The 22,767-nt window shown below is 73.1% G+C and carries 25 protein-coding genes; 12 read left to right on the top strand and 13 right to left on the bottom strand.

From position 1 onward, the window contains the following. Positions 1–10: 10 nt before the first annotated feature. Positions 11–1,420, bottom strand: a complete 1,410-nt coding sequence (locus D9599_RS11930) for an MFS transporter (protein WP_309228613.1) — start codon at positions 1,418–1,420, stop codon at positions 11–13. A 159-nt stretch (positions 1,421–1,579) separates the two neighbouring features. Here D9599_RS11930 and hemW point away from each other — a divergent pair, with 159 nt between their 5' ends. Continuing rightward, positions 1,580–2,734: a radical SAM family heme chaperone HemW gene (gene hemW / locus D9599_RS11925; RefSeq protein ID WP_198381465.1), complete on the top strand. Its 1,155-nt coding sequence runs from the start codon at positions 1,580–1,582 to the stop codon at positions 2,732–2,734. A 97-nt stretch (positions 2,735–2,831) separates the two neighbouring features. Then, complete coding sequence (locus D9599_RS11920; RefSeq protein ID WP_309228612.1) at positions 2,832–4,064, top strand: MFS transporter; 1,233 nt, start codon at positions 2,832–2,834, stop codon at positions 4,062–4,064. 115 nt (positions 4,065–4,179) lie between these two features. Here D9599_RS11920 and D9599_RS11915 read toward each other — a convergent pair whose 3' ends face one another. Both D9599_RS11915 and phbB read right to left on the bottom strand, forming a co-directional pair. Next, positions 4,180–4,419 (bottom strand): hypothetical protein, encoded by a 240-nt coding sequence (locus D9599_RS11915; protein WP_198381447.1) that lies wholly within the window; start codon positions 4,417–4,419, stop codon positions 4,180–4,182. Between the two features lie 69 nt (positions 4,420–4,488). Continuing rightward, complete coding sequence (gene phbB / locus D9599_RS11910) at positions 4,489–5,211, bottom strand: acetoacetyl-CoA reductase (protein WP_043832658.1); 723 nt, start codon at positions 5,209–5,211, stop codon at positions 4,489–4,491. Between the two features lie 243 nt (positions 5,212–5,454). On the opposite strand from phbB, the gene D9599_RS11905 reads away from it, so the two are divergent. Beyond that, the gene (locus tag D9599_RS11905) at positions 5,455–5,643 is read left to right on the top strand and encodes a hypothetical protein (RefSeq protein ID WP_043832660.1); all 189 of its coding nucleotides are present in this window, start codon (positions 5,455–5,457) and stop codon (positions 5,641–5,643) included. A gap of 314 nt (positions 5,644–5,957) precedes the next feature. On the opposite strand, the gene hemA is transcribed toward D9599_RS11905, so the two are convergent. The 4 genes from hemA to D9599_RS31945 all read right to left on the bottom strand — a co-directional run bounded on the left by hemA (position 5,958) and on the right by D9599_RS31945 (position 10,034). Further along, positions 5,958–7,178, bottom strand: a complete 1,221-nt coding sequence (hemA, locus tag D9599_RS11900; protein ID WP_232480394.1) for a 5-aminolevulinate synthase — start codon at positions 7,176–7,178, stop codon at positions 5,958–5,960. Between the two features lie 178 nt (positions 7,179–7,356). Then, complete coding sequence (locus D9599_RS11895) at positions 7,357–8,532, bottom strand: acetyl-CoA C-acetyltransferase (protein WP_198381446.1); 1,176 nt, start codon at positions 8,530–8,532, stop codon at positions 7,357–7,359. A gap of 108 nt (positions 8,533–8,640) precedes the next feature. Further along, positions 8,641–9,906: an alpha/beta fold hydrolase gene (locus D9599_RS11890; RefSeq protein ID WP_198381445.1), complete on the bottom strand. Its 1,266-nt coding sequence runs from the start codon at positions 9,904–9,906 to the stop codon at positions 8,641–8,643. After that, on the bottom strand, positions 9,903–10,034 hold the full coding sequence (locus D9599_RS31945) for a hypothetical protein (RefSeq protein ID WP_255531569.1): 132 nt from the start codon (positions 10,032–10,034) through the stop codon (positions 9,903–9,905). Before D9599_RS31945 ends, D9599_RS11890 begins: the two co-directional genes overlap by 4 nt. A gap of 474 nt (positions 10,035–10,508) precedes the next feature. Here D9599_RS31945 and phaR point away from each other — a divergent pair, with 474 nt between their 5' ends. Next, positions 10,509–11,120, top strand: a complete 612-nt coding sequence (phaR, locus tag D9599_RS11885) for a polyhydroxyalkanoate synthesis repressor PhaR (RefSeq protein ID WP_198381444.1) — start codon at positions 10,509–10,511, stop codon at positions 11,118–11,120. Positions 11,121–11,391: 271 nt separating this feature from the next. On the opposite strand, the gene D9599_RS11880 is transcribed toward phaR, so the two are convergent. The 3 genes from D9599_RS11880 to argH are packed head-to-tail and all read right to left on the bottom strand — an operon-like array spanning position 11,392 to position 13,109. After that, entirely contained in the window at positions 11,392–11,547 is a 156-nt protein-coding gene (locus D9599_RS11880) for a hypothetical protein (RefSeq protein ID WP_198381443.1), read from the bottom strand. Between the two features lie 3 nt (positions 11,548–11,550). Beyond that, positions 11,551–11,784, bottom strand: a complete 234-nt coding sequence (locus D9599_RS11875) for a hypothetical protein (RefSeq protein ID WP_198381467.1) — start codon at positions 11,782–11,784, stop codon at positions 11,551–11,553. Continuing rightward, entirely contained in the window at positions 11,781–13,109 is a 1,329-nt protein-coding gene (gene argH / locus D9599_RS11870) for an argininosuccinate lyase (RefSeq protein WP_232480418.1), read from the bottom strand. The genes D9599_RS11875 and argH overlap by 4 nt, the downstream gene beginning before the upstream one ends. A 109-nt stretch (positions 13,110–13,218) precedes the next feature. On the opposite strand from argH, the gene D9599_RS11865 reads away from it, so the two are divergent. Further along, the gene (locus D9599_RS11865) at positions 13,219–13,797 is read left to right on the top strand and encodes a TlpA disulfide reductase family protein (RefSeq protein WP_309228611.1); all 579 of its coding nucleotides are present in this window, start codon (positions 13,219–13,221) and stop codon (positions 13,795–13,797) included. Between the two features lie 232 nt (positions 13,798–14,029). On the opposite strand, the gene D9599_RS32135 is transcribed toward D9599_RS11865, so the two are convergent. The 3 genes from D9599_RS32135 to D9599_RS11850 are packed head-to-tail and all read right to left on the bottom strand — an operon-like array spanning position 14,030 to position 16,235. After that, positions 14,030–15,034 (bottom strand): energy transducer TonB, encoded by a 1,005-nt coding sequence (locus D9599_RS32135; RefSeq protein WP_198381441.1) that lies wholly within the window; start codon positions 15,032–15,034, stop codon positions 14,030–14,032. Between the two features lie 13 nt (positions 15,035–15,047). Further along, complete coding sequence (locus D9599_RS11855; protein ID WP_198381440.1) at positions 15,048–15,500, bottom strand: biopolymer transporter ExbD; 453 nt, start codon at positions 15,498–15,500, stop codon at positions 15,048–15,050. Between the two features lie 6 nt (positions 15,501–15,506). After that, positions 15,507–16,235 (bottom strand): MotA/TolQ/ExbB proton channel family protein, encoded by a 729-nt coding sequence (locus D9599_RS11850; RefSeq protein ID WP_198381439.1) that lies wholly within the window; start codon positions 16,233–16,235, stop codon positions 15,507–15,509. Between the two features lie 305 nt (positions 16,236–16,540). Between D9599_RS11850 and D9599_RS11845 the strand changes: the two genes are divergently transcribed. From D9599_RS11845 to D9599_RS11815, 7 genes are all read left to right on the top strand, one after another. Then, positions 16,541–16,765, top strand: coding sequence for a hypothetical protein (locus D9599_RS11845; protein WP_198381438.1), 225 nt, complete (start codon positions 16,541–16,543; stop codon positions 16,763–16,765). An 81-nt stretch (positions 16,766–16,846) separates the two neighbouring features. Further along, positions 16,847–18,994: an acetate--CoA ligase family protein gene (locus tag D9599_RS11840; RefSeq protein WP_198381437.1), complete on the top strand. Its 2,148-nt coding sequence runs from the start codon at positions 16,847–16,849 to the stop codon at positions 18,992–18,994. Between the two features lie 108 nt (positions 18,995–19,102). Beyond that, positions 19,103–19,693 carry a 3'-5' exonuclease gene (locus tag D9599_RS11835; RefSeq protein ID WP_198381436.1) on the top strand — a complete coding sequence of 197 codons (591 nt, stop codon included), beginning with the start codon at positions 19,103–19,105 and terminating at the stop codon, positions 19,691–19,693. Further along, positions 19,690–20,523, top strand: a complete 834-nt coding sequence (locus D9599_RS11830) for an isocitrate lyase/phosphoenolpyruvate mutase family protein (RefSeq protein WP_309228610.1) — start codon at positions 19,690–19,692, stop codon at positions 20,521–20,523. The genes D9599_RS11835 and D9599_RS11830 overlap by 4 nt, the downstream gene beginning before the upstream one ends. Further along, positions 20,520–21,200: a 3-oxoacid CoA-transferase subunit A gene (locus D9599_RS11825; protein ID WP_198381435.1), complete on the top strand. Its 681-nt coding sequence runs from the start codon at positions 20,520–20,522 to the stop codon at positions 21,198–21,200. Before D9599_RS11830 ends, D9599_RS11825 begins: the two co-directional genes overlap by 4 nt. Positions 21,201–21,214: 14 nt before the next feature. Then, positions 21,215–21,868: a 3-oxoacid CoA-transferase subunit B gene (locus D9599_RS11820; protein ID WP_198381434.1), complete on the top strand. Its 654-nt coding sequence runs from the start codon at positions 21,215–21,217 to the stop codon at positions 21,866–21,868. A 2-nt stretch (positions 21,869–21,870) separates the two neighbouring features. After that, positions 21,871–22,665 carry an enoyl-CoA hydratase/isomerase family protein gene (locus tag D9599_RS11815; protein ID WP_232480414.1) on the top strand — a complete coding sequence of 265 codons (795 nt, stop codon included), beginning with the start codon at positions 21,871–21,873 and terminating at the stop codon, positions 22,663–22,665. Positions 22,666–22,767 lie beyond the last annotated feature (102 nt).

Genomic DNA, 22,767 nt, shown 5'->3' with positions numbered 1-22,767 from the left:
GCTGCCAGAGCTAACCCCGGGCCCGAAGACGCAGCAGGCTGACGGCCGCCCCGAGGATGGCCAGCCCGCAGCCGATCGCCAGTGCTGTCTTCGGCCCTCCGATAGGCATGCCGGGCATCCAGCCGAGGACGAGGCCGACCATGGCCGCGCCCGAGGTCTGGCCGACGAGGCGCGCGGTGGCGAGCATGCCGCTGGCGCCGCCCGCGCGTTCGGGCGGGGCGGCACCGACGAGGGTTCGGTTGTTGGGCGTCTGAAATAGGCCGAAGCCGAAGCCGCAGAGGGCCATGCGCCAGACGATGTCGGCGGGGTGGGGTGCCTCGGGCAGGACGGCCATGGCGCCAAGGCCGCCCGAGAGCATGGCAAGGCCGATGCCGCCGAGAAGGCCAGCGGGCACGCGTTCCATCAGGCGGCTGGAGAGGGGAGCAGCGACGGCGGTGGAGATGAACCAGGGCGTGGTGAGGAGCCCTGCCACGAAGACGCTGAAGCCGAAGCCGGTCTGCAGGAGGAAGGGCAGGGAGGCGAAGGCGAGCATCTGCGCCATGAAGGAGAGGAGGGAGGTGCCGATCGAGAGTGAGAAGATCGGGATGCGCAGGAGGTCGAGCGGCAGGAGGGGGCGCGGGTTCCCCGTCTGGCGGCGGACGAGCCAGGCGCCGGCAAGGAGGCCCACCGCGATCTGGGGCAGGGCGGAGGCGGCAGAGCCGCCATGGGCGAGGGCGTCGAGGCCGAGGATGAGGAGGCCGAAGGTGGCGGCGGAGAGAACGGCCGAGAGGGCGTCGAAGCGGTGCTTCCCGCGCGGGCTCTCGGGCAGGGAGCGCCAGGCGATCACCAGGGTGAGCAGGCCGAAGGGCAGGTTGATCGCGAAGATCCAGGGCCAGGTGGCAACGCTGAGGATGAGGCCCGCCGCGGTCGGGCCGGCGGCGGCCGCGGTGGAGACGACCATGGCGTTGAAGCCGAGGCCGCGGCCGAGCAGCGCGCGCGGCTGGATGAAGCGCACGAGGGCGGAGTTCACGCTCATCAGCCCCGCCGCGCCGAAGCCCTGGATGGCGCGGGAGGCGACGAGCGCCTCGAAGCTGCCCGAGAGGGCGCAGGCGAGGGAGGCAATGGTGAAGACCACGAGGCCGCTGAGATAGATGCGGCGGTAGCCCACGATCTCGCCGAGCGCCGCGAGGGGCAGGAGTGAGATGGTGACGGCGAGCTGGTAGGCGTTGGTGGCCCAGATCGCGTCGGCGGCCGAGACGCCGAAGCTGCGGGCGATGGTGGGCAGGGCGGCGCTGGCGATGGTGCCGTCGATGACCGACAGGGTGATGGCCATGGCGACCGCGGTGGAGGCGGCGCGGCGGCGGGCCGGCGGCAGGCCGTCGGGGATGTCCCCGTCCGGGAGGTCCTGCTTGCGGGAGGCGGGGAGGGGCTGGTCCGGCACGTTCCCCTCTCTGCGCCCGGCGCGGGGGCTTGGCTACTCCCATCCTGGCGGGCGGGGTGGCCCTGCAGGCAGCGCATCTTTCCCCGGGCGGGCCTGCGTGACCATATCCGGGGCGTGCAGGACGCTCCCCTTATCGCCTCGGCCCCGCCGGTTCATCCGGTGGAGGAGCCGCTCGCGCTCTACATCCACTGGCCCTTCTGCGCGGCCAAATGCCCCTATTGCGACTTCAACTCCCATGTGCGGCCCTCGGTGGACGCGGCGCGGCACGGGCGGGCGCTGCTGGCGGAACTGGAGCACGAGGCAGAGCGGGCGGGGCGGAGGCGGCTGGGGTCGATCTTCTTCGGGGGCGGCACGCCCTCCCTCATGCCGCCCGAGGCCGTCTCGGCGCTGATCGGGCGGGCACGGGCGCTGTTCGAGGCGGACCCTGACCTCGAGGTGACGCTGGAGGCGAACCCAACGAGCGTGGAGGCCGGGCGGTTGCGGGAGTTCCGTGCGGCGGGGGTGAACCGGCTCTCCCTGGGGGTGCAGGCGCTGGACGCGGCCTCTCTCGGCTTTCTCGGCCGCAACCACTCGGCGGTGGAGGCGGTGGCGGCGCTGGAGCACGCGCGGGCGACCTTCCCGCGGCTCTCCTTCGACCTTATTTACGCGCGCCCCGGGCAGGGCGAAGCCGAGTGGCGAGCGGAGCTGCGCCGGGCGCTGGCGCTGGCGGCGGATCACCTCTCGCTCTACCAGCTGACGGTGGAGCCGGGGACGCGCTTCGCGACGGAGCACGCGCGCGGGGCCTTCCACCTGCCGGAGGGAGACGAGGCGGCCGCGCTCTACGCCGCGACGGCGGAGGAGGCGGGGCGTTTTGGGCTCGCCGCGTACGAGGTCAGCAACTACGCCAAGCCGGGGGCGGAGAGCCGGCACAACCTCGCCTACTGGCGCTACGGCGACTACCTCGGCATCGGGGCCGGGGCGCACCAGCGCCTCTCCCGAGGCGGCGACATCCTGGCCGCGCGCCGGCACCGGGGCCCGGAGGCTTGGCTCGAGCGCGTGGAGCGCGACGGGCACGGCCGCGTGGAGGAGGAGGCGCTCTCGGCCGTCGATCGCGGACGGGAGGCGATGCTGATGGGGCTGCGGCTCTCGGAGGGCGTGGATCCCGCGCGGATCGCGGCGCGGAGCGGGCTGCCTTTCGAAAGGGTGGTGGATCCGTCGATGCTCGAGGCGCTGCGGGAGGAGGGATACCTCATCTGGCTGCCCGACGGACGGCTGGCCGCGACGATCGAGGGGCGGCTGAGGCTGGACGCGCTGCTGCCGGTGCTGCTGCGCTAGCGCATCCCCCCACCCGGCTTCACATTCGGGGGCAACAAGCGGAGTGCGCCCGATCGGGCGGCGGCTAGGCTGCGGGGATCAATCCCGGGATCCGCCCGTGCCCTCGATCGCGAACCGCCTGTCGCCCGCCTTCCGTCGCCTGGCCTTCTCCAACCTCTCGGCGCAGCTCTCCGAGCAACTCGCGCTGGCGGCCGCGCCGCTCGCGGCCGTTCTCCTGCTGGGCGCGGGGCCGGCCGAGACGGGCTATCTCCAGACAGCGCAGACGCTGCCTTTCCTTCTCTTCTCGATGATCGCGGGCGTCCTGGCGGACCGGACCTCAAGGCGGCGGCTGATGGTGGCCGCGGAGGCCGTGCGGGCCGTCTCCCTAGCCGCGGTGCTGGTCCTGCTGGTGGAGGGCGTGCTGAACCTGCCGCTTCTCGCCGGCCTCGGCTTCCTGGGCGCGGTGGGCACGGTGGCCTACAGCGTCGCGGCGCCCGCTCTGGTGCCGGCCCTGGTCCCGCGCGCGGGCCTCGGCCCGGCCAACCGCTGGCTGGAACTGGCCCGCAGCCTCGCCTTCGCGGGCGGACCCGCCCTCGGGGGCCTCATCGTCGGCGGGACGGGGGCACCCTTGGCCTATGCGGTGGCGACGGTGCTGTCGCTGCTGGCCGTCGCGCTTCTCGCCGGCCTGCCGGAACCCTCCGCGAACCGAGGGGCCCGGCGGGCCGTGCTGCAGGAGATGAAGGAGGGGGCGGCCTTCGTCCTGACGCATCCCCTGCTGCGCCCGGTGCTCGTCACGGCGGTTTTCTTCAACACGGCCTGGTTCGTCCTGCAGGCGGTATACGTGGCCTATGCCATGGCCTCGCTCGGCCTCAGCCCCGCGGGCGTCGGCGCCACGCTGGGCGCCTATGGCGCGGGCATGGTGGCGGGCGCGCTGCTTGCCGGCTGGCTGGGGGAGCGTCTCTCCTTCGGCGCCATGATCGCGATCGGGCCGGCGGCGGGGCTGCTGGCTTCCCTGCTCATGCTCGCCACGCTCGGCCTTCGCTCGGGCACCCTCGCGGGGGTGTCGTTCTTCCTCTTCGGGGCGGGACCGATCCTCTGGACCATCACCACCACGACGCTGCGGCAGGCGGTGACGCCGGGCGGGATGCTGGGCCGGGTCTCCGCGGTCGTGATGACGGCAAGCTTCGGCGCGCGCCCGGTCGGCGCGGCGATCGGCGCGCTGCTGGCCGCCCATTGGGGCGTGGCGGCGCCTCTCTGGGTGTCTGCGGCCGGGTTCCTTGTTCAGTTCCTGGTGCTGTTCGGGTCGCCGATCCGCCATCTCGCCCGGCAGCCGGAGGCGGCCCAGGCCTGACGGCCGCTTCCTGGGTCACCGCGCTCCGTCGAGGTCCCCTCGGCCCCTGGCGCGGTCCCGTGCCGGCAACTGGCATGGCAGGCCGGGCGGGTGTCTCCCGCCCGGCCGCGCGCGGCTACTTGTTCGTGCGGCCCCGATTGTCCGGGTCCACCCCGCCCTCAGGCGTGGTGTCGTTGGCGATGTCGCCCTCGTCGGTGTTGTCGGCCTGGAGGACCGCCGGGTCGGTGCCGCGGCCGTAGACGCCCTTGGAGGAGCCAATGCCCGGGTTTCGCTCGTCGTCCGAGGGTGGGCGCGGGATGCCGTCGCCCAGCCCTTCCTCGTTTGGGCCGCCATGGGGGTGCTTCGATGACGTCATGCGTGCCTCCGTTCCCTTCGTTGGAACGGAGGTAACGGATGGCACGCCGCCGGGCTTCCCCGTCCCGGCTCAGTACATGTGCTGGCCGCCGTTGATCGAGAGAGTGGAGCCGGTGATGAAGTCGGCGTCGTCGGCGGTGAGGAAGGCAACGCCGCGGGCGATGTCGTCGGCCGTGCCGAGGCGGCCGCGCGGGATGCGGGCGATGATCTTCTCGAGCACGTCGGCCGGCACGGCGCGCACCATCTCGGTATCCACGTAGCCGGGGGCGACGGCGTTCACCGTGATACCGACGCGGGCACCTTCCTGCGCAAGAGCCTTCGTGAAGCCGTGGATACCCGATTTGGCGGCGGCGTAGTTCACCTGGCCGTACTGGCCGGCCTGGCCGTTGATCGAGCCGATGTTGACGATGCGGCCGAACTTGCGCGCCGTCATGCCGTCCCAGACGAGCTTGCAAAGGTTGAAGCAGGAGCCGAGATTCGTGTCGATCACGTCGTCCCACATCTTACGGTCCATGCGCTTCATCGTGTTGTCGCGCGTGATGCCGGCGTTGTTCACGAGCACCTCGACCGGGCCGACCTCCGACTCGATGCGCTTGAGGGCGTCGGCGCACTGGTCCCAATCGGAGACGTCGAACTTGTAGGTCGGGATGCCCGTGCGCTCGGTGAAGGCGCGGGCGGCCTCCTCGTTGCCGGCGTATGAGGCGACGACCTTGCGGCCGACCTTCTGCAGATGCTCGCTGATCGCGGCACCAATGCCGCGCTGTCCCCCGGTGACGAGTGCAATTCGTGCCATGTATGGACCTTTCTGGACGTGTGGCTCCCACTTCCAAGGCTGGGGCCTGTGACCGGGGGGGTTCAAGGGCAGGGCCGGAAAGATCGCACTGCACAACCCCGATTTCTTCCGCTACGGCCCCAATAGGTGCCCCACATGCGATGACGCTGGCGTTGCAACCCCGGGACGGTGTAGGACGCCCGCCGTTCGTGCGACGGCGCCGCAGCCTCCGCCGCGCCGCAGGCTCTCAAGGACCGCTCCTCCATGGATACCCCGATCGCCGCCGTGCTCTGGCCGGAAGAGGCTGGCCGCGACATGGCCGCGCTGACCCGCTTGATGCAGCACCTCGAGCGGTGCTGCCTGGAACTGGGCGCCGAAGAGGCGGCCGGACACCTGGCGGAAGCGGCCGCCTGCCTCGCTCAGGATCGCGCCCAGCGCCGCATGGCGGCCTGAGGGCGCGTTACCAGCCCAGCGAATCGAAAGGGCCGGGGAAGGTGTTCCCCGGCCCTTTGCATTTCTGGGGAGGGCTCTGCCCTCTCCAGACCTCTCCTGCCAAGGGCTTGAGGCCCCTGGACCCCCATCCGGCTGTCGCGGATGCGATGATGGGAGCAGGTTCTTTTTGGGTGCACTTCCTGAACACGCAGTCGCCTCGGGTCCACGACCCGAGGCGCACCGGCCCCGCAACCCTTCAAACAGATAGAAAAAGATGAGTGGGGGTACGGGGGAGAGAGGTCTTTCTCTCCCCGGAGTCATCCGCGCCGGCCTGATCAGGCCGCGAGCTTGCGCCGAGCGAGGCCGAGCCGGTCCCAGACCGTGACCAGGGCTCCCGCGAGGTGTGCGATGGCGTCGTCGTCGTGCAGCGGCGTCGGCGTGATGCGCAGGCGCTCGGTGCCGCGGGGTACGGTGGGGTGGTTGATCGGCTGGATGTAGATGCCGTGCTCGGCCAGGAGCAGGTCGCTGGCGGCGCGGCAGAGGGTGGCTTCGCCGACCATGACGGGCACGATGTGGCTCGGGTTCTCCATCACCGGCAGGCCCTGGGCGAGGAGGGCGGTGCGGGTGGCGCGGGCGCGTTCCTGGTGGGCCATGCGCTCGGCGTCGGAGGCGCGGAGGTGGCGGACGCTGGCCAGCGCCCCGGCCGCGATGGCGGGGGCCAGGGTGGTGGAGAAGATGAAGCCCGGCGCGAAGGAGCGGATGGCGTCCACGAGCGTCGCGCTGCCAGCGATGTAGCCGCCGCCGACGCCGTAGGCCTTGCCGAGGGTGCCCTCGACCACGTCGATTTGCACGCCGTCCCACGCCGCGACGCCGGCTCCACCGGGGCCGTAGAGGCCGACCGCATGGACCTCGTCGATATAGGTGAGCGCGTTGTGGGCGCGGGCGAGCTCGGCGATGGCGCGGATGGGCGCGATGTCGCCGTCCATGGAGTAGACGGATTCGAAGGCGACGATCTTCGGTGCCTCGGGCGGCAGTTCCGCCAGGAGCTCGGCCAGGTGGGCGAGGTCGTTGTGGCGGAAGATGCGCTTGGGTCCGCCGCCGTGGCGGATGCCCGCGATCATGGAGGCGTGGTTGTCGGCGTCCGACAGGATGGTGCAGCCCGGCAGCAGGCGGGCGAGGGTGGAGAGCGCGGCCTCGTTCGCGGCGTAGCCGGAGGTGAAGACGAGGGCGGCTTCCTTGCCGTGGAGGGCGGCCAACTCGGCTTCCAGGGCCACGTGGTGGCGGCCGGTGCCGGAGATGTTGCGGGTGCCGCCGGCCCCGGCGCCGTCCTCGCGGATGGCGGCGATCATCGCCTCGCGCACGGCGGGGTGCTGGCCCATGCCGAGGTAGTCGTTGCTGCACCAGACGGTGACGGGCGAGCCGTCCGCGCGGAGAGCGGCGGGGAAGGCGCCGGGCTGGCGGTGCAGCGTCAGGAAGTGCCGGTAACGCCCCTCGGCGCGGAGAGCGTCGAGATGGGCACCGAGGAGAGCGTCATAGTTCGGCATGGTGGCGGGCATATGGGGGTGTGGCCGTGCCTGATCAGGGTGTTTGACGGGATCAGGGGGAGGGTATTCACCCCTCCCGCCCCCATTTCCAGCAGTTTTTCAGCCCCTCGACGCGGAACGCGCCCCTGGGGCGCTTAAAGTGGAGGCCTAGGGGGAGAGCGGGTCTCCCCCAGGGCACCCCTCCCCTCGGTCAGGCCGCCTCGACGCACATGGCCACGCCCATGCCGCCGCCGATGCAGAGGGTGGCCAGCCCCTTCTTCGCGCCCTGGCGCCCCATCTGGAACAACAGGGTGGTGAGGACGCGCGCGCCCGAGGCGCCGATGGGGTGGCCGAGCGCGATGGCGCCGCCGTTGACGTTCACCTTGGCCGGATCCCAGCCGAGGTCCTTGTTCACCGCGCAGGCCTGGGCGGCGAAGGCCTCGTTCGCCTCGATGAGATCGAGGTCGTTGATCGACCAGCCGGCCTTTTCCAGAGCTTTGCGGGAGGCGGGGATGGGACCGGTGCCCATGATGGAGGGATCGACGCCCGCGGTGGCCCAGGAGACGATGCGGGCCATGGGCGTCACGCCGCGGCGGGAGGCCTCGGCGCCGCTCATCACCAGGATGGCGGCCGCGCCGTCATTGATGCCGGAGGCGTTGCCGGCGGTAACGGAGCCCTCCTTCGAGAAGGCGGGGCGGAGCTTCTGCAGCACTTCGAGGGTCGTCTCGGGCTTCGGGTACTCGTCGTTCTCGAAGACGGTGTCGCCCTTGCGGCCCTTCACGGTAACGGGCGCGATCTCGTCGCGGAAGCGGCCGGCCTTCATCGCCTCGCCCGCCTTGCGCTGGGAGGCGGCGGCGAACTCGTCCTGCTGCTCGCGCGTGATCTGGAACTTCTGGGCCACGTTCTCGGCAGTCGTGCCCATGTGGTAGCCGTGGAAGGCGTCCCAGAGGCCGTCCTTGATCATGGTGTCGACCATGGCGAGGTCTCCCATCTTCTGCCCGGCGCGGAGCTGGGCGGCGTGGGGCGCCTGGGTCATGCTCTCCATGCCGCCGGCCATGACGACCTTCGCGTCGCCGGTCGCGATCTGCTGGGCGGCGAGCGCGACCGTGCGCAGGCCCGAGCCGCAGAGCTGGTTGATCCCGAAGGCGGTGCGCTCGACCGGAATGCCCGCGAGGATGGCGGCCTGGCGGGCGGGATTCTGGCCGGCGGCGGCGCCGAGGACCTGGCCGAGGATCACCTCCTCCACCTCCTCGGCGGAGACCTTCGCGCGGTCCATCGCGGCCTTGATCGCGATGGCGCCGAGCTGGTGGGCAGGCAGGCTGGCGAAGGCGCCGTTGAAGCTGCCGACGGGCGTGCGGGCGGCGGAGGCGATGACGATGTCGTCCATGTGGCGGTCCTCTTCTGTCCCTGGCGGGGTGTTCTGGTTGGCCGCGATGCTGCGCGCGGCCGGGCGGGCGCGCAATCCCGGGGCGGTCCGGCGCCGCCCGGCGGGTTCTCAGGTGGGGCGCGGAAGCGCCGTGATCCAGTCGCGCAGCGGGCGCCAGAGGGCGGTTCCGGCGCGCAGGCCGGCGGCCATGCCGATATGGCCGGCGGGAATGCTGAGCACGGTGGGGTCGGGGAGGCGATGGGCGAGGGCGCGCGCGCTTTCCGGGGGCACGATGCGGTCGCCACGGGGGATGGCGAGAAAGGCCGGCCCGGCCCAGCCCGCGGGGTCCACCGGGCGGCCGGCCACCCGCCAGGTGCCGGCCATGGGGGTGTTCTGGCCGTACCAGCCGGCCAGGCACTCGCGGGCGACAGGGGCGGGAAGGGGCACGCCGTCGTTCAGCCAGTCCTCCAGCGCGACGAAATGCGCGGCGCGGGGGGAGGCGGGGTCGAGCCGGCCGAAGGCGCGGAACTTCCGGGCAATGCCGAAGGGGTCGAGCCCGGCGAAGAGGAGTTGCAGGGCATCCACCGGCAGGCCACCGGTCGCGGCCATCACCGGCTCGAGCAGGGGCAGGAGGTTGGCGGCGGCGCGGGCTCGGTCGGCCACGCCGCCCGCGTGGAAGTCCCAGGGCGTGGCGAGGAGGACGAGGGCGCGGACCAGCTCGGGGCGGCGCAGGGCCGCGGCCAGGGTCAGCAGCCCGCCCATGCAGTAGCCGGCGAGGACGATCGGGCCGCCCGCGGCGCGCGCGGCAACAGCGAGGGCGCGTTCCAGCCGGCCGGCGATCCAATCCGTCAGGGTGAAGCCGTGCTCGGCCGAGCCGGGCTCGCCCCAGTCCAGCAGGAGGGGGCGCAGACCTGCCGCCGCCAGCCAGCGGAGCATGGAGTGGCCGGGCATGAGGTCGAGCACGGTCGCGCGGTTGACGAGGGAGGGGACGAAGAGGGTCGCCGGTCCCTCCCCGCCGTAGTCGAGCAGGCGGGCGGGGCCTTCGGACCACAGGCTGGGGGGCGCGGGCAGGTCGCGGCGCCAGGGGTGGTCGCGATAGGCGAGGATGCCGCGGAGAAAGGCGGCGTCCTCGTGCTGGAGGTGGCGGAGGACGGCGGCGCGGAAGCCCTCCCCGTCAGCGGCGCCGAGGGCGGAGAGAATCCGCCGGTGCTCCGCCCGCCCCTCCGGCGAGCGCGGCGCGAAGCCCGGCCAGCTCGCGCTCCAGGGCCTCGATCCGGGACTCGAGAGCGGGGGTGTCGGGAGGGGCTGCGGGATCGAGGCCGTGGCCAGCCAAGCCCGGCCCAGGGCCAGCGTCAGGTGGGCCGGCAGGGGGCGCGGCCCGCGGCGGGGCGTCATGCGGCGGCTCCGGCGGAGAGGGTGGCGGCCAGGGCCAGGCGGGGACGGACGGCCGGGCCTCGGCCGGCCAGGGCGTCGGCGGCCAGGCGGGCAGCGGGCCCGCGAGGGGCCAGGAGGGGACCGGCCAAGCCGTTCCCCAGGGGTTCGGCGGGAAAGGCGGGGCGGCGAGCGCGCGTGCCCAGGCCGCCGCCGCGGACGCGCAGGCCGCGAGGAGGGCCGGATCGGCCGCCATGGCCGCCATCTCGCCCTGCCAGAGGACTACCCAGTCCGCGGCGAGGCGCGCGAGGTCCGGTGCGCCGGCCGCGTCCGCGCCCCCCGCTTCCGCACCGTGCCGGGCCCCCTCTTCCGACCCTTCCATCACTCCCCCGCTCGGCCATTCCCCAACCTGCATCCCGCGGCCGGCATCCTGCCCGCTCCCGGTGCGGCCCGTGCCCTTTCCGCCAAGGGCTGGCCGCAATGCCCTGGGCACCCCCCGGGAAAGGCGGCTTTTGCAATGCGGCGCGGCCGGTCTAGCATCGCGATTCCCGGCCCGGGGGCAAGGCGGCACGCCGATCCCGGGTACAGGAGCGACCCGGCGCCACCCGGGTGAGGAAGACCGGACCATGGCCCAACCCGCCGCTCCGCAGGACGCGGCATCCGAGACACCGCCGCGCCAGCCCGTGGTGGTAAAGAAATACGCCAACCGGCGCCTCTACAACACCGAGACCTCCTCCTACGTCACGCTGGAGGACCTCGCGGGGATGGTGCGGCAGAAGCGGGACTTCACGGTCAGCGACGCGAAGACGGGGGAGGACATCACCCGCTCCGTGCTCACGCAGATCATCGTGGAGGAGGAGAGCAAGGGGCAGAACCTGCTGCCGATCCCCTTCCTGCGCCAGCTCATCGGCCTCTACGGCGACAGCCTGCAATCAGTCGTGCCGCGCTACCTCGAAGCGACCATGGGCACCTTCGCGCGACAGCAGGAAGGCATGCGCCGCGCGGCCCAGGACGCCGTGGGCTCCGCCATGGGCGGGTTCAACGCCTTCTCCTCCTTCGAGGAGATGGGGAAGCAGAACTTGGCGATGCTGGAACGCGCGATGAGCCTCTTCACGCCCTTCCCGCGCGCGAACGGCACCTCCGGCGCGGCAACGCCAGGAGACGAGTTGGAGGCGCTGCGCGACGAAGTGGCGCGGCTGCGGCAGGAACTGGCGGCGCTCAAGGGCGGCGGGGGCTGATCGCTCCGGTGGCTGCTGGAGAGGGCGCTGCCCTCTCCAAACCTCACCCGCCAAGGGCCTGAGGCCCTTGGATCCCCATCTGGCTTCGCAGATGCGGTGATCGAGAGCCGGTTCTCTCTTGGTGTCCTTCCTGCGCGTGCAGTCGCCTCGGGACAGCGACCCGAGGCGCACCGGCCGTAAGGCATTTCCAACTGTAAGAAAAAGACGATGGCGAGGGGGCTGGGGAGAGGAAGAATTCTTTACTTCCTCTCCCCAGCATCCGCGAGCGCCGTCAGCGGCGGTAGAGCACCAGCCCGAGGATGAAGGCCGAGGAGGCCGCGCCCGCGGTGCGGCCTGCGCCGGTCGTATCCCCCGAGGCCGCGAGGACGAAGGTGGCGACGACGCCGAGGGCGCCCGCGGCCATCAGGGCAATGCCGAGGAAGCGCACGGGCTAGCGCGTCAGCCCCGGCCGTTCCAGCGGCAGCTCGCCGGTGCTGGCGGGTGCGCCGGCGGGCGGGGCCTCGGGGGCCACCGCGCGGGCGGGTGGGGTATAGGGGTAGGCGCGGGGATAGACGATCTCGCTCTGCGGCCCCTTGGCGCGAACGGGGCCGACGCGGCCGCAGGCGGGCAGGGCGAGGAGGGCCGCGAGGGCGACCAGGGCGCGGGCCGCGATCGTGGAGGTCATGCGAGGCGCTCCAACCATTCCTTCGCCATGGCCGCAACATTACCCGGTGCCGTGCCGCCGTGGGAGGTGCGGGAGCGAACGGAGGCGGCGACGGAGAGAACGCCAAAGACGCCTTCGGTGATGCGGGGCTCGACGGCCTGCATCTCGGTGATGGTCAGGCCCGCGAGGTCCACGCCCATGCTCTCGGCCTTCGCGACGAGGCGGCCGGTGACGTGGTGGGCGTCGCGGAAGGGAAGCTTCAGTTCGCGCACCAGCCAGTCCGCGAGGTCGGTGGCGGTGGAGAAGCCGGCGCCGGCGGCATCGTGCAGGCGGCCGACGACGGGCTGCATGTCCCGCACCATGCCGGCGGTAGCGGCCAGCGCCAGGGCAAGGTTCTCGGCGGCGTCGAAGATGCCCTCCTTGTCCTCCTGCATATCCTTTCCGTAGGTCAGCGGCAGGCCCTTCATCACCGTCAGCAGGCCGATCAGCGCGCCGTTGATGCGGCCGGGCTTTGCGCGGACCAGCTCGGCGGCGTCCGGGTTGCGCTTCTGCGGCATGATGGAGGAGCCGGTGGTGAAGGCGTCCGAGAGCTTGATGAAGTTGAAGTAGGGGTTGGTCCAGATCACCACCTCCTCCGCGAAGCGCGAGAGGTGGGTGGCGCAGATGGCGGCGGCCGAGAGGAACTCGAGCGCGAAGTCGCGGGAGGCGACGGAGTCGAGGCTGTTGCGCGTTGGGCGGTCGAAGCCCAGTGCCTCGGCGGTCATGTGGCGGTCGATCGGGAAGCCCGTGCCGCAGAGGGCGGCGGCGCCGAGGGGGCTCTCGTTCAGGCGAGCGCGGCAGTCGGCGAGGCGGCCGCGGTCGCGGGAGAGCATTTCCACGTAGGCGAGCAGGTGGTGGCCAAAGGTGGTGGGCTGGGCGGGCTGGAGGTGGGTGAAGCCAGGCATCACCGTACCGGCGTGCTCGGCCGCGCGCTCGGCGAGTGCCCGCATCACGTCGGCGATCTGGGCGTCGAGGCCGTCGATGGCGTCGCGGGTCCAGAGGCGGACATCGAGCGCCACCTGGTCGTTGCGGCTGCGCGCGGTGTGCAGGCGCTTGCCGGCCTCACCGATGCGCTCGGTCAGGCGGGCCTCAATGTTCATGTGGATGTCCTCCAGCGCCTCGCTGAAGGGGAAGCTGCCCGCCTCGATCTCGGCGCCGATGGCGGAGAGGCCGTCGCGGATCGCGGCCTCGTCCTCGGTGGAGATGATGCCCACATGTGCGAGCATGGCGGCGTGGGCGAGGCTTCCGCGGATGTCCTGGCGCCACATCTTGCGGTCGAAGCCGATGGAGGCGTTGATCGCCTGCATGATGGCCGAGGGGCCGGCGGCGTAGCGGCCGCCCCATGCGGCGTTGGCAGTGTTCGGTTTGTTGTCAGGCTGGGCGTGATCGTCGGGCACGGGTGAGGAGGTCTCTCGGGTGAAGACGTATGGGCGTCGGGGCCAAATGGCCCTCGCGGCGGGCTTCCTGGCGGGCGGGACACTAGGCGCGGGCCTCCTGCCGCGTCCAGCACGGGCGCAGCCGGCGGGCACGCTGCGCGAGGACGGGCCGAAGCCGTTGCCGGCCTTCGCGCTGACCGACCCCGACGGGGTGCGGCGGGAGGTGCCCTCCTTCGCGGGCAAGGGGCTGGTGCTGAACCTCTGGGCCACCTGGTGCCCGCCCTGCGTGGAGGAGATGCCGGCGCTGGACCGGCTCGCGGCCGCGCTGGCCGCGGAGGACATCCTGGTGATCCCCGCCTCCTCCGATCGCGGGGGGCGGCCGGTGGTGGAGGGATTCTATGCCAAGGCCGGGGTGCGGAACCTCGGCGTCTGGCTCGACCCCAACTCGGCCGCGACGCGGGCGCTGGGCGCGCGGGGGCTGCCGACGACCGTGCTGATCGACCGGCTGGGCCGTGAGCGCGCACGGCTGGAGGGCGCGGCCGCCTGGGACGGCGCGGCGCTGCTGGCAGATGTGCGGCGGCTCTGCGGGGATGGGCGGGCGGCGACGGAGCCGAGCTGAGGGGGTGGCGCTGACGGCTCCGGGGGAGAGAATGAATTCTCTCCTTCCGACCCCGCTCATCCTTTTCTGCTTGTTGGGGATACCGCGTGGTTGGTGCGCCTCGGGCCGATGGTCCGAGGCGACGGTACGTTGGGGAAGGTTCCGCGACAGCCAGGGGGGATCCAAGGGCCTCAGGCCCTTGGCGGGCGAGGTCTGGAGAGGGCAGCGCCCTCTCCAGAGGGCGTAGAGTGCCTCAGCGTAGGCTGAAGCGGATAGGCACGGTCAGTTCCATCGTGGCTTCCGGCCAATCGGCGGGCAGCGGAGGGAAGCTGCTCACGCGGGTGGGCATGGCCTCGGCTTCGGTGTCCAGGTCGGGGTCGCCGGAGGTGCGGGCGAGGCGCGCCGCGGCCACCGAGCCGTCGCGGCGGATCGTGAAGCGCACCGTGGCCACGCCTTCAGACCGGCGTGACCGGGCGCTGGCCGGGTAGCGCTGCACGCGGGCCAGGGCCTGCTGGATGAGGCCGGCATAGCTGGGCGAGATGCTGGCGCGGGCCGGCGCCGGGGCGGCGGGCGCTGCCTGGGGCGGGGCTGAGGAGGCCTGCGGCACGGCCTCGGCGCGAGGCGGCTGCGGGGCCGCGGCCTGGACCGGGCGCGGGGGCGCGGCCGGACGCGGGCGCGGCGGCGGCTGCGCAGGGGGCGGCGGAGGCGGCGGCGCGGGCAGGGGCGGCGGCAGGTCCGCAGCCTCCATGGGGGCTTCCACGGGCGGCTCAGCGGGCGGCGGCTCGACCGGGGGCGGGGCTTCCTGAACGGGCGGCGGCGGGACCACTGCCGGTTCCGGCGGAGCGGGTTCGGGCGGAGGGGGGTTGGGCGGAGGTGGCTCGGGCGGGGGCGCGGGTTCTGGCGGCGTCTCCGGCGGCGGTGGCTCAGGCGCTACCGGCTCGGCGGCCGGTGCGGGCGGCGTCGGCTCGGCGGCGGCGGGTTCGGGGGTTGGTTCGGGTGGCGGGGCTTCGGAGGCCGGTTCGGCCGACTCCTCCGGCGCCATCTCCACCTCGATCAGCGTGGCGGCCGGCGGGGGCTCGTAGGAGAGGACGAGAACGAGGGCGCCGAGATGCAACAGCGCCGAAACGCCCCAGGCCAGGGGCCGCAGGAGGCGGCGCGCGCCGGGAGCGGGCGGGGCGGCCTCCGGGCCGGCGGGCAGGGGCGGTGGGGACGCGGCCGGCGTGGCCGCGCGCGGGCGCTCGGCGAGGAGGCTGTCCATGCGGCGGCGGCGCTCAGCGGCCCGGGGCGGGGGAGGCGGGTTCGGCCTCGGCGATAAGGGACACGCGGGCGATGCCGGCGCGCGAGACGCGGCCCATGACGCGGAGCACGTCGCCATAGGGCACGCTGCGGTCGCCGCGGACGTGGACGGGCGCCTCCGGGTCGGCCTCGCGCCGCACCTGGAGGCGGGCGGTCAACTCCTCCTCGGTGACGGGCTCCTCACCGAGGAAGAGGCGGTTGCCGGGGGCGACCGTCAGCACCAGCGGTGGCGTGGAGGACGCGGCACGGGCGGCCGCGCTGCGGGGCAGGTTCACGGGCACGCCGACAGTCATGAGCGGCGCCGCCACCATGAAGACGATGAGCAGGACGAGCATGACGTCCACCAGTGGCGTGACGTTCATGTCAGCCATGGGCAGGGCGTCCTCGTCGTCGTCGTCGTCGCGGCCGCCGCCGAGGGACATGGCCATCGGGCGCTACTCCGCGGCCTGGGCAGCGCCGGCCCTGAGCGGCGTCGGCTCGCGCGGAACCTCCCGCAGCATCTCCCGGGAGGCAGGCGCGGCCGGGTGGCGCGCCATGGCGGAGGCGAGGGTAGCGCTGGCCGCGTTGCCTGCCTGGCGGATGCGGGCGAGGGACACGGTGAAGCGGTTGTAGGCCATGACCGCCGGGATGGCGGTGACGAGGCCGATCGCGGTGGCGAAGAGGGCCTCGGCGATGCCCGGCGCCACCACGGCGAGGCTCGTGTCGCCGCTGGCCGCGATGCCGGAGAAGGAGTTCATGATGCCCCAGACCGTGCCGAAGAGGCCGACGAAGGGGCCGACGGCGCCGATGGTGGCGAGCAGCGGCAGGCCCGGCTCGGCGGCTCGCAGGGCGGCGGCAAAGGGGGCGCGCAGGGCGGCCTCGATGCGCTGGCGGTACTCGCCGCGGCTCTCGGCGGGATCGCGTCCCTCCTCCCACTCGCGGGTGCCGGCGCGGATCGCCTCGGCGGCGAGGCCGGAGTCGGGCGCGGCGCCGCCAGATGCGGCCTCGGCGAGGCGGCGTGCCTCGGCGCGCAGGCGGCGGGTGGCGGCCATCTTCTCGATGATGATCCCCCAGCAGGCGATGGAGGCCAGCAGGAGGAGGAGCATCACCCCCTTCACCACCGGGTCAGCCTGCAGGAAGAGGGCGAGCGGCGAGAGGTCGTGGCCGGCGCTGGCGGGGTTCATGGGCGGTGGTCCCTCGTTTCTCGCCCCGTGCCCGGGCCGTCGTCCGGGAGGGGACTGCGGCCCGCGGGCCGGCGCGTCGCCGGGCAGGATAAGGCCCGGGCCGGGCGGGCGTTAACCCGCGGCCGGCGGCGCCTCTTAGCCCAGCTGCCGCGCCGTCGCAATGCAGTTGAGAACAACTTGCATCTTCTTGGTCCCCCAACTCCCCGTGATGCGTGCCACCCGCCCGCATCCGGCAGCGCTCCGGTGCGTAGAAGGGCCGGGACCTGGAATGACGGTCTCGCGACGCCGCGCGAAGGGAGCCCGCCATGGCCGATATGCCGAAGATAGAGATCGATGGAGGCAGCGAGCCCGCCGTGGCCCTCGCCCTGCTGCAGATCATCATGGACGCGACGAAGGACAAGGAGAGCCACGACCGCGACTGGATCCTCTCGACCTATGCCGATTGTCTGGCGGTCGTGGGCGGCGCGGAGATCGACTACGGCGACGAGGAGGACGACGAGGGAGGGACGGAGTCGCCGCCCGAGGGCTGAGCCCCGGCCGAGGCTTGCCGCGCCCCCGCGCCGGGGGCAGCTTCCCCCCCGGATAAGGGCTGGAAACGGGAGGGGCGCCGGATGGTGAATGGCGGGACGGGTGCGGGTGCGGTGCGGGATCTTTCCCCCGGCTTTTCCTCCCTGGCCCCGATGATGGCGCCGCGGAGCGTGGCGGTCATCGGCGCCTCGGACGAGCCGACGCGGATCGGCGGACGACCTCTCTCCTACATGATCGCGCGCGGCTTCGCGGGGCCGGTCTGGCCGGTGAACCCGAAGCGGGAGCGTGTGCAGGGCCTGCCGGCCTTCCCGGACGTGGACGCCCTGCCGGGGGTGCCGGACGCGGCGATCGTGGCCGTGCCGGGCGCGCTGGCCGAGGCGGCGGTGGATGCGTTGGGGCGGCGCGGCTGCCCGGCGGCCATCGTCTTCACCGCCGGCTACGCCGAGGTGGACGAGGCCGGGCGGGAGGCGCAGGCGCGGCTGGTCTCCATTGCGCGCGGGCACGGCATGCGGCTGCTGGGGCCGAACTGCCTCGGGCTGTTCAACGCGCCGCTCGGCTATTTCCCGATCTTCACCTCCTCCTTCGAGAATGGCTGGCCGGCGGAGCCGCTGGCCGGGCGCGGGCGGGTCGGTATCGCCAGCCAGTCCGGCGCCTATGGCACGCACCTGTTCGGCGCCGCCCGCAACCGGGGCATCGCGACGCCCGTGCTGGTGACCACCGGCAACGAGGCCGAGGTGACGCTGGGCGACGTGATCGGCTGGATGGCCGAGGACGACGGGATCGAGGTGATCGCCGCCTACTCGGAAGGCGTGCGGGAGGGGCCGCGCTTCCTGGCGGCGCTGGAGGCGGCGCGAAGGGCGAAGAAGCCGGTGGTCATGATGAAGGTGGGGCGCTCCGCCCTCGGCGCCCATGCCGCGCGCTCCCACACGGCGAGCATCGCCGGCGATGATGCGGTGACGGGGGTGGTGCTGGAGGAGTTCGGGGTTCATCGCGCCCGCAACACGGAGGAGCTGCTGGACGTCGCCTATGCCGCGACGCCGCGCATCTACCCCGTGGCGAACACGCTCGGCGTGGTGTCCATCTCGGGCGGGGCGGGGGTGATGATCTCCGACGTGGCGGAGGAGCAGGGCCTGGCCATGCCCTCGATGCCCGAGGAGGCCCAGGCGCGGCTGCGGGCGCTGATCCCCTTCTGCAACCCCGCCAACCCCGTGGACTGCACGGCGCAGGTCTTCAACGACATGTCCCTCATCGGCGCCTTCGCGCGGGGGATGGTGGAGGACGGCGGCTACACGAGCCTCATCGCCTTCTTCACACAGGTCGGGGCCTCGCCCTCGCTGGCGACAAAGCTGCGGGCGGAACTAAATGCCGTGAAGGCCAATCACCCGGACCGGCTCTGGGTGCTGAGCGTGCTGGCGCCGCCGGAGCGGGTGCGGGAATACGAGGCGGACGGGTATCTCGTCTTCGAGGACCCCTCCCGCGCGGTGGTGGCGCTGGCGGCGCAGGGACGGTTTGGGGCGGCCTTCGCCCGCCCGCCGCACGCCCCGGTGCCGCTGCCCGCCGTGTCGCTGCCGGACGGCGCGCCTGACGAGGCCGAGGCGAAGCGGCTGCTCGAGGCGGGCGGGGTGCCCGCGGTGCCGGAGGTGGCGGTCGAGAGCGCGGAGGCGGCCGTGGAGGCTGCGCGTCGCATCGGCTTCCCCGTGGTGATGAAGATCCTTTCGCCGGACATCCTCCACAAGTCCGAGATCGGCGGCGTGCTGCTGGGCGTGGCGGACGAGGCGGCGGTGCGGGCCGGATACGCCACGCTGATGGCGAACGCCGCTGAGCGCGCGCCGGGCGCGCGGGTGACGGGCATCCTCGTCGCGCGGCAAGTGAATGGCGCGGTGGAGGTGGCGCTGGGCATCGCGCGCGACCCGGTCTTCGGCCCCGTCGTCATGGTGGGCCTGGGCGGTGTCTTCATCGAGGTGCTGCGCGACGTGGCCCTGCGGCGCTGCCCGGTGGACCTGGCGGAGGCGGAGGCGATGATCCGCTCGCTGCGCGGCTTCCCGCTGCTGGACGGCGCACGGGGGCGGCCGCGGGCGGATGTGCCGGCGCTGGCGCGGGCGCTTTCGGCGCTGTCGGGCTTTGCCGTGGCGGCGGGGGATCGGCTCGTTTCGGTGGACGTGAACCCGGTGCTGGTGCTGCCGGAGGGGCAGGGCGCCTTCGCGGCAGATGCGGTGATCGAGCTGGGGTGAGGGTGACGGTGCTGGTGGCCCCGGGTGAGGCTCCGCCTCCTCCTGGAGCCGCCGGCGCAAAATGGGCAAACCTTGCCCTCACCCCTCCCCGGGAGCACCTTCGCCGCCATGCAGGAGCCCCCCCGCCGCGTGATCCCCGGCCGCCCCGTTATTGTCTTCGACACCGAGACCACCGGCTGCACGCGGGAGGACCGGGTGGTCTCGCTGGGCGCCGTGCGGCTGGATGCGGGGCTGGAGCCGGAGGCGACGCTGCACCTCGTTTTCGCGCCGGGGATGCGCTGCCACTTCGGCGCCTACCGGGTGCACGGGCTGTCCGACGCCTATCTCGCGCGGCAGGCGTCCTTCGCGGCGCATGCGGAGGAGGTCGCGGCGTTCTTCGGCGGCGCGGTGGGCTGCGCGCACAACCTCGCCTTCGACCGGCGGATGCTCGGCGGCGAGTTCGACCGGCTGGAGATGGCGCGGCCCTGGAGCGGGGAGTTCTGCACCATGCTCGCCTGGCGCCGGCACCGGCCGGGGGAGCGCTCAGGGCTGGCACATGCCTCGGCCGCCTGTGGGCTGTCGCGCGAAACGGCGCTGCACGGTGCACTGGAGGATGCCTGGCTGGCGGCGAACCTGCTGCGCGCGCTGCACGGGATGGCGCCGGCGCCGATGCGGCTGCACGGCTTTACAAACGACCGCACGGGGGAGATGGCGGCGTGATCGGCGAGCGCGCCGAGCGGTTCCGGGCGCTGCACGCGGAGGGCTGCTTCGCGCTGCCGAATGCCTGGGACGCGGGAAGCGCGCAGATCATGGCGGGGCTGGGCTTTCAGGCGGTGGCGACGACCTCGGCGGGGCTCGCCTTCATGCTGGGGCGGCGGGACGGCGAGGCGGCGGTGTCGCGCGCGGAGGCGCTGGAGAATGCGCGGACGCTGGTCGGGGCGGTGGACCTGCCGGTCTCGGCGGATCTGGAGGACGGGTTCGGACCCTCGCCGGAGGATGTGGCGGCGACGGTAACGGCGGCGATCGAGGCCGGGCTCTGCGGCTGCACGATCGAGGACACGACGGCGGATCCGGCCTCGCCCATCCACGGCTTCGAGGCGGCGGTGGCGCGGGTGGCGGCGGGCGTGCGGGCGGCGCGCGCGGCGCCGCACCCCTTCGTGCTGACGGCGCGGGCGGAGAACTTCCTGCACGGGCGGCCGGACCTGGACGACACGATCCGGCGGCTGGCGGCCTTCGCGGAGGCGGGAGCCGATTGCCTCTACGCGCCGGGACTTCCGGACGAGGCGGCGATCCGCGCCGTGGTGCGGGCAGTGGCGCCGAGGCCGGTGAACGTGCTCATCGGGCCGCGCGGCGGGGCGGTGCCGCTGGCCCGCCTGGCGGCGCTCGGCGTGCGGCGGGTGAGTGTCGGCGGGGCCATCGCGCGCGCGGCCTATGGCGCCGCGCTGGAGGCCGGGCGCGCGCTGGCGCGCGGCGAGATGGGGGTTATTGCGGCGCTGACGCCTTACGGGCAGATCGCCCCCTATATGCGTTCGGGAGAGGGACAGACGTGATCGATAAGATCGTCCGCGACATGGCGGCCGCGATGGAGGGCGTGCGCGACGGCAGCACGGTGCTGATCGGCGGCTTCGGCGCCGCGGGGCAGCCCGACGACCTCATCGACGGGCTGATCGAGCAGGGCGCGAAGGACCTGACGGTCGTGGCCAACAACGCGGGCTCGGGCCGCACCGGCCTCGCGCGGCTGATGGAACTCGGGCGGGTGCGAAAGATCATCTGCTCCTTCCCGCGCAGCGCGGGATCGGTCGTCTTCGAGGAGCTGTACAAGGCGGGCAGGCTGGAGCTGGAGATCGTGCCGCAGGGCACGCTGGCCGAGCGGATGCGGGCGGCGGGCGCGGGGGTTCCGGCCTTCTTCACGCCAACGGCCGCCGGCACGAAGCTCGCGCACGGCAAAGAGACGCGCGAGTTCAACGGCCGCCCGCATGTGATGGAGCTGGCGCTGCCAGGCGATGTCGCGCTGGTGGAGGCCTGGGAGGCGGATCGCTGGGGTAACCTTACCTATCGCCGCAGCGGGCGGAACTTCAACCCGGTGATGGCGATGGCGGCGAAGCTGACCATCGTGCAGGCGCAGAACATCGTCGAGCTCGGCGAGATCGAGGGCGAGCGCGTGGTGACGCCGGGCATCTTCGTCAACCGTGTCGTCAACGTGCGCCGCGGCGCGCCCTGGGCCTGAAGAGGAGCACACCCATGCAACCCTGGTCCCGCACCCAGATGGCAGGCCGCGTGGCGGTCGATATCCCTGAGGGCTGGTACTGCAACCTCGGGATCGGCATGCCGACCCTGATCGCCGACTACATCCCGCAAGGCCGCGAGGTGGTGCTGCACTCCGAGAACGGCATCCTCGGCATGGGCCCGGCGCCGGAGAAGGGGCAGGAGGATGCCTGGCTGATCAACGCGGGCAAGCAGCCGGTGACGCTGCATCCGGGCGGATCGTATTTCCACCATGCCGACAGCTTCGCGATGATCCGCGGCGGGCATATCGACCTTTGCGTGCTCGGCGCCTTCGAGGTGGCCTCCAACGGCGACATCGCGAACTGGGCGACGAGCGAGAACGACAGCGCGCCGGCCGTCGGCGGCGCGATGGACTTGGCGGCGGGCGCCAAGCGCGTCTGGGTGATGATGGAGCACACGACGAAGGACGGGCGGCCGAAGCTCGTCGAGCGGTGCTCCTATCCGCTGACGGCGATGCGGGCGGTGACGCGCGTCTATACCAACCTCGCCGTGCTGGACGTGACCGAGGCGGGCTTCGCCGTGCGCGACCTGGCGCCGGAGGTGACGATGGAGCACCTGCGCTCCGTCACGGCCGCGCCGCTGACGGACGCGCGCGAGGCAGTGGCGTGAGCATGGCGGCCGCGCTGCCCGCCTCGTTGCCCGTGGGCATGGCGCTGCACGAGATGCGGGAGGGCGGGGTGCTCGTCCTCACGCTCGACTACCCCGCGCGGCGCAACGCGCTGGCAACGCCCCTGCGCGACCGCATGGCGGACGTGCTGGAGGTGGCGGAGGGCGATGCCTCCGTCCGCTCCATCGTCGTGACGGGGGCGGCCGGTGTCTTCTGCTCGGGCGGCGACCTCTCCTCCATGGATGTGGCGGACGCGCTGGGCGGGAGGGAGCGGCTGCGGCGGGCGCACCGGGCCATCCGGCTGCTGGCGGCGGGCAGCAAGCCCGTGGTGGCGGCGGTGGAGGGCTGGTGCGTCGGCGCTGGCCTCTCGCTCGCCTGCGCCTGCGATCTCATCGTCGCGGCGGAGGACGCGCGCTTCATGGCGGGCTTCGGCAAGGTGGGGCTGATGGCCGATCTCGGCCTGCCCTTCACCCTGCCGGCGCGTGTGGGCGCGGGGCGCGCGCGGCGCATCCTGATGCTGCACGAGCAGATGACGGCGGCCGAGGCCGAGCGGATCGGCCTCGTGGACGACGTGGTGCACCGCGCCCAGGCCCTGCCCGTCGCGATGGAGCGGGCGCGCTTCCTGGCCGAGCAGGCGCCGGCGCCGATGGCGCTGACCAAGGCGATGCTCTCGGCCGGGCTGGACGCGGCGCTGGAGGTGGAGCGGCACTACCAGACGACGCTGTTCCTCTCGGCCGATCACCGCGAGGGACGGGCGGCGTTTTTGGAGAAGCGGCCGCCGCGGTTCGGCGGGGGGTGATCCGCGTTTTTGGCGGCGGCGCTGGTCATCCCAGGGAGGCGGCGCCTCCTCCTGGGGCCACCGGCGCAATCGGCAGCCCGCATTGCACAACCCCACGTCTCC

The sequence above is a fragment of the Roseomonas sp. KE2513 genome (assembly GCF_016107305.1).
Taxonomy (GTDB): Bacteria; Pseudomonadota; Alphaproteobacteria; order Acetobacterales; family Acetobacteraceae; genus Roseomonas.
Note: the sequence above shows the minus strand (reverse complement) of the source record. Positions and strands in the feature narration are given on the sequence as shown.

Excerpts from the sequence above, each read along its gene's own strand:
- D9599_RS11915 (WP_198381447.1), bottom strand. The coding sequence starts at position 4,419 with ATGACGTCATCGAAGCACCCCCATGGCGGCCCAAACGAGGAAGGGCTG.
- phbB (WP_043832658.1), bottom strand. The coding sequence starts at position 5,211 with ATGGCACGAATTGCACTCGTCACCGGGGGACAGCGCGGCATTGGTGCC.
- D9599_RS11905 (WP_043832660.1), top strand. The coding sequence starts at position 5,455 with ATGGATACCCCGATCGCCGCCGTGCTCTGGCCGGAAGAGGCTGGCCGC.
- hemA (WP_232480394.1), bottom strand. The coding sequence starts at position 7,178 with ATGCCCGCCACCATGCCGAACTATGACGCTCTCCTCGGTGCCCATCTC.
- D9599_RS11895 (WP_198381446.1), bottom strand. The coding sequence starts at position 8,532 with ATGGACGACATCGTCATCGCCTCCGCCGCCCGCACGCCCGTCGGCAGC.
- D9599_RS11890 (WP_198381445.1), bottom strand. The coding sequence starts at position 9,906 with ATGACGCCCCGCCGCGGGCCGCGCCCCCTGCCGGCCCACCTGACGCTG.
- phaR (WP_198381444.1), top strand. The coding sequence starts at position 10,509 with ATGGCCCAACCCGCCGCTCCGCAGGACGCGGCATCCGAGACACCGCCG.
- D9599_RS11875 (WP_198381467.1), bottom strand. The coding sequence starts at position 11,784 with ATGACCTCCACGATCGCGGCCCGCGCCCTGGTCGCCCTCGCGGCCCTC.
- argH (WP_232480418.1), bottom strand. The coding sequence starts at position 13,109 with ATGCAGGCGATCAACGCCTCCATCGGCTTCGACCGCAAGATGTGGCGC.
- D9599_RS32135 (WP_198381441.1), bottom strand. The coding sequence starts at position 15,034 with ATGGACAGCCTCCTCGCCGAGCGCCCGCGCGCGGCCACGCCGGCCGCG.
- D9599_RS11855 (WP_198381440.1), bottom strand. The coding sequence starts at position 15,500 with ATGGCCATGTCCCTCGGCGGCGGCCGCGACGACGACGACGACGAGGAC.
- D9599_RS11850 (WP_198381439.1), bottom strand. The coding sequence starts at position 16,235 with ATGAACCCCGCCAGCGCCGGCCACGACCTCTCGCCGCTCGCCCTCTTC.
- D9599_RS11845 (WP_198381438.1), top strand. The coding sequence starts at position 16,541 with ATGGCCGATATGCCGAAGATAGAGATCGATGGAGGCAGCGAGCCCGCC.
- D9599_RS11840 (WP_198381437.1), top strand. The coding sequence starts at position 16,847 with ATGGTGAATGGCGGGACGGGTGCGGGTGCGGTGCGGGATCTTTCCCCC.
- D9599_RS11835 (WP_198381436.1), top strand. The coding sequence starts at position 19,103 with ATGCAGGAGCCCCCCCGCCGCGTGATCCCCGGCCGCCCCGTTATTGTC.
- D9599_RS11820 (WP_198381434.1), top strand. The coding sequence starts at position 21,215 with ATGCAACCCTGGTCCCGCACCCAGATGGCAGGCCGCGTGGCGGTCGAT.
- D9599_RS11815 (WP_232480414.1), top strand. The coding sequence starts at position 21,871 with ATGGCGGCCGCGCTGCCCGCCTCGTTGCCCGTGGGCATGGCGCTGCAC.